The organism is Tahibacter aquaticus (genome assembly GCF_004363655.1).
Classification (GTDB): domain Bacteria; phylum Pseudomonadota; class Gammaproteobacteria; order Xanthomonadales; family Rhodanobacteraceae; genus Tahibacter; species Tahibacter aquaticus.
On record NZ_SNZH01000043.1, the window covers coordinates 1 to 8,810 of the forward strand.

Sequence of the window (8,810 nt, forward strand, 5' to 3'; positions counted from 1 at the left end):
GAGAACGACGAGACGCACTGGGTCGGGCACGACCGCACCAAGACCATCGACCACGACGAAACCGTGCACGTCAAGCACGATCGCACCGAGACGGTCGATCACAACGAAACGATCACCGTACACAATGACCGCAAGGAAAGAGTGGACCACAACGAAACGATCAGCATCGGCGACAACCGCAAGGAAGACGTCGGCAAGAACGAAGCCGTGACCATCGGCAACAACCAGACCCACGCCGTCGGCGACAACCGCACGCGCACCGTCGGCAAGAACGAATCGCTCACGATCGGCGACAACCGCACGAAGAAAGTCGGCAAGAACGAATCCGACAAGATCGGCAAGAGCTGGTCGATCAAGGTCGGCAAGTTCAAGACCGAGACCATCGGCATGGCCTCGATGCAGAACGTAGGCCTGGGCAAGATGACCAATGTCGGCCTGGGCTACATGCGCAATGTCGGCATGATGATGACCAGTGTGGTCGGCATGAGTCGTACCGACACCATCGGCAAGAACCATTCCGCCTCGGTCGGCAAGGTCTTTACGCTGACCGTCGGCGGCAAGAGCAGCATCGTCATGGACGAGAAAAGTATTCTTCTGCAGATAGGAAAATCGAAACTGGTGCTGGAGGAGAACGGCAACATCACGCTGGAAGGCGTGAAGGTGCTGGTCAAGGGCGACGACCTCGTCGATGTCGACGGCAAGAAGATCGATCTGAACTGAAGCACTGCGCGGCCCGAGGCCGCGCAGTGCCGAAGCCGCCGCTATCGACCTGGGGAAGATCAATGACCGTCGTCATCAATCAGTCGCTTTACCCGGCTCAGGGGTTCGAGCATCGTTTTTATCACGGCAATCGCTATCACTGCATTTCGGCCAAGGTGACACTGGACTGGGATGAGCAAGGCCGTCTGAGTTCGCCACGGCGCCAGCCCGACTGGGTACGTAACGACGAATGGCTGGACGAAGCGGACCGTTCCAGCCTGATCTATCCCAGCGAGATGATTCCGTTCAAGCCGGCCACCGACGTGCTCGTCGTTGGCACGGCCCTGTCGCCGGAAGGGCGGCCCTTGCGCGAATGGAATGCGGCGCTGTGCATCAAGGACCAGACCAAGCGCCTGCGCCTGTTCGGTCCGCGCGAGTGGCGGCATAGCGCCATGGGCGGCTGGCGCCTGAGCGGGCCTGAGGCCTGCAGCGGTGTTGCGCTGCTGTACGAAAACGCCTACGGCGGCACCGTCGGGCCGGCGCGCGAACACTATGCCGAAGGCGACTACTACCCGCCGAATCCGTTCGGCAGCGGCTATGTCGGCAAACAGCGGCCCGATACGAACGCACCGCTGCGCGCTGCGCAGATCGAGGCCTGGGATGGCCCCATTACCCATTTCGGCCAGGACGTCGCCGTAGGCGGTTTCGGCGCTTTGCCGGGCTTCGTGCCGGCTCGCGCGCAATATGCAGGCACGACGGACGCGGACTGGGAAGCCTCGGTGAAGCCGAATATTCCGCCCGACATGGATATGCGCTACTGGAATACCGCGCCGGCCGACCAGCAGGCAAGCGAATACCTGCGGCCCGGCGACGTCATCGGCCTGGTCAACCTGCGGCCCGGCGCGCCGCTGCGCCTGGCCATGCCGCCGATCGATCCGGCCACCTTGTGCGAATACGACGAGGACAATCGCCGCGCCGCAGCGATGAATCTCGACACTGTCACGATAGACCTGGATGCACAGCGCATGACCTTGCGCTACCACCAGATCCTGCCGTTCGACGAATCGATCAAACGCATCAATGTGCACTGTGCGCCATATGCGGCACTGGCAGGGAGCTGAGCGCCATGGGTGAACCCTTAAAAGCCGAAGCGATCGTCAAGCACTTCGCCTGCATCGTATCGCCGTCGATTGCTGCGACACCGTTCGGCAGCCGCCAAGTGTTCGGCACGGCTGCCGTGACTTTCGCCGTCACCTTGATGCCAGCCTTCCAGACCTATGGCAACTCGGCGCCGCTGTTTCTCAAGCGGTCTACCGCGATGATGCCGACGGGCATGACCTTCAAGCCGGACGAATACCTGCCGAATAATCCGGTCGAACACAGCTATGCCACCAGCCACGGCCACATGGGCAAGATCCGCTTTCCCAACGGCGGCATTGTGCCAGGGGCGATCAATTGCGGTGTTCTGCCCGGCCCCAACGCGGATTGCAGCGCCGAACTGGAAGGTCTGCTGGAGGCGATTGCGGAAAGGATGGCGGCGGAGTTCAAGGCCAATCCGCTGAAGTTTTTCGCGCAGTACAAAGAAGCCAGCGCCCTGGCCACGGCCAACGCGCTTGGTGAAACCGCGAAAGGGTGGTGGGACACGATCAGTGGAGCTGCGGTCGCCGTCGGTGGCGCCATCAAGGACGGTGCTGTCGCCAGCTATGACTATGTCAGCACGCATAGCGTCTCTGAAATGGCCTCCGACGCCGCGTCGGGTGCCCAGGCGGCTTACGACGGTGCGGTTCAATGGACCTCGGACGCGATCGAATACGTAGCCGAAGGCATCGACGCGCTGAGCGAGCTTTCCCTCGACGACGTGAAGCAGATTTTCAAGGAGTGGCTGCGCGAAGTCCTTGGCGAGCTGGGGTGTTCTTTGCGCGACGCACTGGCGCAAATGGCGACGGACCCGCGCCCGATGGCTGTGCAGCTGGGCGAAATCGACGGCATGGCGACGGCGTTTGCGCTGGAGACCGCTGGTGCCGTACTGGTCGATACCTTTGTCACCAAGGGCGCCATGTCGGCGGCCAGCAAGATCGGACGTATCGCCGGCAAGGTCGGTCCCAAGCTCGGCAGCCTGGTCACCAAGTTCAAAAACCGCATCGCGGCGCGGCGCGCGCCGAAGTTGCCGGATCATCCGAGCAAGAAACCGGATTTACCCAAACCAAAACCCACGCCAGACGCCCCCGAGAAAGTTCCCGACAAGACTCCTGACAAAGATGCGGTAAAGGGAGACGAATTCGGCAAGGGCTTGCCGAACTGTCTGATATGCCCCACGGGCGGAAGACCAGTCAACACGATTTACGGCTGCAAGCTTCTCGATGGCGATGAAGACCTGGATTTCAGCATAGATGGGCCGCTGCCGCTCCATTGGCAGCGCACCTATGTTTCCAGCAATGCCAGTGACGGTTGGTTAGGCCAGGGCTGGAGTTTGCCTATTGCATGCCGCCTCGAGGTCGAAGGACAGTCCATCGTGTATGTGGATACGCAAGCGCGCCGCGTACGCTTCCCCGTGCTTGGTGTGGGCGAGTCGTTCTTTTCACCCTACGAGCAGACCACTCTGCGCCGCACGGAGCGTAATCAGTACGAGTTGCTGCTCACCGACGGATTGCGCCTGATCTTTGCTCTTTCGCCCAGTGACTACCTGCAGCAGGCAGATGTACAAGCAGTGGAAGAACGCCAGGCAGCGCAGTTTTCGCAGGCATTGCAACAACTGCGTGATACTTCGGCCAATAGCGGGCAGAAGACGGAATTGAAAAGGTCGAATGTGCTGCCTCAGGCCGAGCGTCTGGTGATGTTGGGCTGGATCGATCCGAACGGCAATTGGATGCGCGTGCACTACAGCTCCGATGACCTGCCACAAGTTGTGGAAACCAGTGTTGGCCGTCGGATCGGACTGACATTTTCGCCTGAAGCCGGCAAGGGTCATGCGGCACGACTTATTCGCATTGTGGAATTACTTGGAGAGCCCGACAACGAAGGGCGCTTCGCCCAGTCGAGGACATTCGTCGAATACCGTTATAGCGATACGGGCGATCTGGTTGCCGTGCTGGACGACAATCACCAGCTCGTGCGTACGTTTGCCTGGCACAACCACATTATGATTGAGCATGGTCAGCCGGGTGGCGTTGTTTCCCGCTATGAATGGGACCATGCCAGCCCCACCGGCCGTGTACGGCGCAATTGGCTATCGACCGGCGAAACGTTCACCTTCGATTACGACGAGTCGAACGGCCGAAACCGAGTTACCGACGCGACCGGCCGGACAACCACCTTCTGTTACGACGACAACAAATACCTGGTGGCGGTCGTCGACGCGGCCGGAGGCGAGACGCGATTCACTCGTGACATCTACGGCAATGTGATCGAGCGCACCGACCCCATGGGGCGGAAGACGCGCCATACTTACAACGGCGAGGGCAAGCTGTCGGCACTGGAGCTGCCCGACGGCTCCGCTTTTCGTATCGCCTACGACGAGGTTTCGGGGCGCGTTGCAGCGGTTTCCGACCCGCTCCAGCGCACTATTCGCTACCGCTACGACGCTCGCGGTAACCTGACGGAGATCATCCAGCCCGACGCAAGCTCGATTGTGTATCGGCTGAACGAGCGCGGCCTTCCGACCGCTATCGTCGATGCTTCCGGTGCGACGTCGCTGCTGGAATTCGATGCAGCAAGCCGCCTGCGGTCGCGCCAGGATTGCCTGGGGCAGGCAACAACAATGGAATACGACGCGTATGGGAATCTTCTAAAGATATCCGACGCGGCAGGGGGAGCCACTCACTATCGGTACGAGCGCATCAATCGCCGTGATCGCGTCATCGCCATCACTTATCCCGATGGCTCGACGGAGCGAATGGCCTACGACGCTCTGGGCCGGCTCATCGCGCACCAGAACCCGCTAGGGCAGGCCATCCGCTATCAGCTGGATGGCGACGGCAAGCCGACACGGCGCGAAAATGCGCTCGGCGACTCACTGAGCTACCAGTATGACGTGCATGGTCGTCTGATTGCGCTGACCAACGAAAACGGTGCCGTGCACCGTTTTGCCTGGGATGATCTGGATCGGCTTGTAGCCGAACTCGGTTTCGATGGCCGGCGCCAGGACTATGCATACAATCCGGCCGGGGAGCTTGTGGAAAGTGCGGATGGGGTGCCCGCTGGCGCGTCGCTGATGGGGCGGAACAGCGCCGCTGTGCTGCGCACGCGATACGAGCGCGATCTGCTGGGGCGCCTGCTGACGAAGACCAGCTGCAAACCAAGGCTCGGTGAGAAACCGTTGGTCGCGCGCAGCCGTTTCCGCTACGACGACGCCGGTCAGCTTATCCAGGCACGGAACGCAAACGCTTGCGTCGAACTCTTCTATACCCAGGGTGGACGCGTGGCGCGCGAGATCAGTCGCACGCGTGCAGGCTTGTCCACGGTTTTGGCGCACGAGTACGACGTACAGGGAAATCGTGTAGCGACCACGTTGCCGGACGGCCGCCGCCTGGAAAGCAAGGTCTATGGCAGCGGTCATGTGCACCGGATCGAACTGGATGGTGAAATCGTCAGCGAGTTCGAGCGCGACCGTCTGCACCGCGAAACCGTAAGAAGCCAGGGGGCGCTGTGCAGTTTCTACGAGCACGATGCCGTCGGTCGTCTACTGGCCAGTCGAGCCGTCGAAAGAGATTCGCTGTCTCACGCCGCCGCTGGCATGGGTCAGCGAATATCCCGCCAGTATCGCTACGATCGCGCGGGGCAGCTTGATTCCGTGGTCGATGCGCGCAACGGTCCGAGCCGCTACGAGTACGATGGCGCCGGTCAGCTGCTAGCAGCGCATTCGGCCCAATTCGATGAGCGCTTTGCTTTCGATCCGGCGGGAAATCTGACCGACTCCACCAGGCTCGAAGAGACCGATGCAGTCACGCCCGACGATGGCATGTCGGAACAGCAATGGCGCGACTTCGTCGCAGCGAATATAGAGCGGCGTGATTTCAGCCCGCTCCAGGCGCGGCACGTAGACCAGGGACCGGCCGGTTGGGGCGTGGTCAGGCCGAACAGGCTGAGAGTCCATCAGCAGCATCGTTATCAATACGACAGCTGGGGAAATTGCATAGAGAAGAAATCCGGCGCTCATGAAGTACGCATCTTCGGTTGGGATGCCGAGCATCAGCTGGCTTACGCTCGGGTTAGAACCCTTCGCGGTGTGGAGGACTGGCGCTACGAATATGACCCGTTCGGCCGGCGCATCGCGAAATACCGTTTGGTCGCGGGTAATGCCAGCTCCTTGGAAAGTCCACCGCGACGCTTCGAAGGCAGTTCTCAATTCAGCTGGGATGGCAATCGGTTGCTGCTGGAGCGTAGCGGCACCAGGCAGAAGTTGTATCTGTACGAAACGGGCAGCTTCACGCCGCTGGCGCTCGTGCACAGCACAGTTGCGCCAGCGCCAAAAGTGGAAGAACCGGCGCTGCCGCTGGAGATGCTGAGCCTGAAAGATCGGTATCCCCGGCAGTGGGCCGAAATCGAGCAACGGCGAAAGAAAATGCTCGACAAGATGGGTATGCCAGAAAGTCAGCCGAAGACAAAATATGCGTGCGAAATTTTTTACGTTCATGCAGACCATCTCGGTACGCCGCGGGAACTGACCGATGAGGCCGGGTGCATTGTCTGGGCGGCGACCTACAAAGCGTGGGGAGGAGTGTCCAGTCTGGACCGGCCGGAACGAATTCGTATCCGGCAAGTCGGCAACACCTTGCAGAGGCATCTCGTCGACGCCGATCCGATCGAGTACAACCTGCGCTTCGCCGGTCAATATTTCGATGCGGAACACGGGCTGCATTACAACAGGTTCCGCTACTATGATCCCGACATAGGTCGTTTCGTCTCCCAGGACCCGATAGGTCTTGGTGGTGGCACAAACGCCTACGTTTACGCGCCAAATCCCATCGTATGGACCGATGTGCTCGGTTTGGCTCGTTGTGCGAAAATGATACTAGGAAGAAAAGTTTACCAGGATGACTCTTTGATCGACTCGGCTGGGAAGGTCAAAGACATGAACCTGGATTTGACAGCACTGAATTCGCCCAGCTTCGACAAATTGAAAGGCTTGATAAATGGTGGTGCCACCAATGTCGACCTTATGGCCGCTGGCTATGCGCCATTCGGGCTGGACGGCAAGCAGGTCAATCTGCATCATGTCATAGGAGCAGAGCCCGGCCCCATGGTCGAGCTTTCGGGATCGACGCATCAACGATTGAACGGTCCGCTGCACGGACTTATCGAGGACGGGCGCAGTTTCCGTAACGATCCCAAGAAGGCCGGCGCTTACGAGCGCTTCCGCAAGAAATATTGGAAAGAACGCGCCAAGAACTTCGGATGCCCATGATTACTTCCATCAAGGAATATCTTCGAGACAATCTCGACGCCGACGACTACCGCATCGGCGGAACCGCAGATCCAGGGCAGATCGCGAGCGCCGAAAGCATGCTGGGCGTCCGCTTTCCGGACGACTATCAGCACTTTCTCGCGGAAGTGGGCTGGATCGAGGTCTACAACTCCTACTGGTTTGGCGTACCCGCCGATCTGGAGGCCGGCGAAGGCAGCGTTGTGCGAATGACGCATTACGCACGCCAAAACTGGAATTTGCCGGGCGAACTTTTCGTCATATTCTCCAGCGACGATCAGGTGCTCTGGTGCCTCGATGGAAGCAGGCGTGTGCCGGAATCCAGAGTGGTTGCGTTCGATACGCGCCAACGCAAACTTACCGGATCGGTAGCGGATTCGTTCGGCGAGGCGCTTGTAGCGTTTCTGCAAGAATGATCGTCGTTGAGTCGCCGCCTGCGCTATGCCGTCTGCAATGCGGGTGACGGATATGCCCAGGATGTTCGGGCTCGCTGGAGATGCCGCCGCGCAAAGGGTTCCGCCGGATCTGCAATGCGATGGCGGAGAAATGGGAAGAGCGCGACGAGCCCGTCGTACAGAACCTGCGCTTCGCCGGCCAGTATTTCGACGAAGAGACCGGGCTGCACTACAACCGCTTCCGCTACTACGATCCTGGCGTCGGACGATACCTCAGCCAGGATCTGATCGCGCTGCTGGGCGTCAGCAACAGCGATCAATACGCTGCCAGCCCTAGCGGCTGGATCGATCCTCTCGGACTGTGCAAGCAGTGCGGCCTGCCGTGCTCCAACGGCGCCGACGGCGGGGCGCGGCCGATCGAAAACCTCAGTGACAGCGGCAAGTTCAAGAATATCCGGCAGATCCAGAACGCGTCTGGCCACGGTGTCGATATCATTGCCGAGCGCGGGAACGGCAATCTGATTGCCTACGAGGTCAAGCCCGCGGTGCGGACGCCGGGTCCAGAACCGCCAGGCGTCTCACAGCAAGGCTGCGCCGGCTTCGTCAACGATCACCTGAGCCGAGCCGCCGGAGCAAACAACGGCTGGCAGCACATGGCAGGCACCGGCACGCAGACGACTGTGCAGGATCGGCAGCAGCGCATCGCGGCAGGCAATCCGTTGAGCGGCGGCAAGCTCGATCCGCCCCCTGCAAAAAAGGGCAGCGCCGCCTCGGAGTTTCCCGCTGCGCCAAACCCGGCTTGGTCGACGTGTCATCGACCGGGCTGCGTCTATCGGGAGGCAATGGCCGGCGGCGGCAGCGTGCTCGACCGCACACCCGTGCATGAGCGTTAACCATTCGGCAAAGGATATGGCGACGAGGTCACGCTAGTAACACCGCAGCATTGATTGAACTTGTACAGACTGGGAAGATGGCCCGCCGCCATCGGCCCGCGTGTGCCTTGTCGCCGCGTCTCGCCGTTCGGCGTTACTGTCTGAACAGACATCTGGCTAAGGATTCGCCATGAATCGCACCCTGAACGTAACGACGCCGCTGGGTCCGGAAATGCTGCGTTTCGACAGCCTGGAAGGGCGTGAAGCGCTGTCGCAGCTGTTCGACTTCCAGCTGACGCTGAAAAGCGAAGAAAAAGGGCTGTCGCCGCAGGCCATGCTGGGCCAGCCGGTGACCGTCGATTTCGAACTGGACGGCGGTGCCCGGCGCTACCTGAACGGCCAGTGCGTGCACTTCCGCTCGGC

Annotated in this window: 6 protein-coding genes; all 6 read left to right on the plus strand. The window is 60.6% G+C overall.

All coding sequences use genetic code 11. The features are described 5' to 3' along the window. The coding region (locus DFR29_RS28570; protein ID WP_425598904.1) for a bacteriophage T4 gp5 trimerisation domain-containing protein at positions 1–720 on the plus strand (720 nt) is incomplete at its 5' end. 62 nt (positions 721–782) lie between these two features. Further along, a complete protein-coding gene (locus DFR29_RS28575; protein ID WP_133822050.1) occupies positions 783–1,820 on the plus strand; it encodes a DUF2169 family type VI secretion system accessory protein in 1,038 nt (345 codons plus the stop codon). Positions 1,821–1,825: 5 nt separating this feature from the next. Then, a complete protein-coding gene (locus tag DFR29_RS28580; protein ID WP_133822051.1) occupies positions 1,826–7,102 on the plus strand; it encodes an RHS repeat-associated core domain-containing protein in 5,277 nt (1,758 codons plus the stop codon). After that, positions 7,099–7,536: an SMI1/KNR4 family protein gene (locus DFR29_RS28585; RefSeq protein WP_166654423.1), complete on the plus strand. Its 438-nt coding sequence runs from the start codon at positions 7,099–7,101 to the stop codon at positions 7,534–7,536. The genes DFR29_RS28580 and DFR29_RS28585 overlap by 4 nt, the downstream gene beginning before the upstream one ends. A gap of 119 nt (positions 7,537–7,655) precedes the next feature. Next, entirely contained in the window at positions 7,656–8,408 is a 753-nt protein-coding gene (locus tag DFR29_RS28590) for an RHS repeat-associated core domain-containing protein (RefSeq protein WP_243746211.1), read from the plus strand. 169 nt (positions 8,409–8,577) lie between these two features. After that, on the plus strand, positions 8,578–8,810 hold a 233-nt coding region (locus DFR29_RS28595; protein WP_133822054.1), incomplete at its 3' end, for a contractile injection system protein, VgrG/Pvc8 family.

Bases quoted from the DNA above. Each gene is read 5' to 3' on its own strand.
- DFR29_RS28575 (WP_133822050.1), top strand. From the start codon at position 783: ATGACCGTCGTCATCAATCAGTCGCTTTACCCGGCTCAGGGGTTCGAG.
- DFR29_RS28580 (WP_133822051.1), top strand. From the start codon at position 1,826: ATGGGTGAACCCTTAAAAGCCGAAGCGATCGTCAAGCACTTCGCCTGC.
- DFR29_RS28590 (WP_243746211.1), top strand. From the start codon at position 7,656: ATGGCGGAGAAATGGGAAGAGCGCGACGAGCCCGTCGTACAGAACCTG.
- DFR29_RS28585 (WP_166654423.1), top strand. From the start codon at position 7,099: ATGATTACTTCCATCAAGGAATATCTTCGAGACAATCTCGACGCCGAC.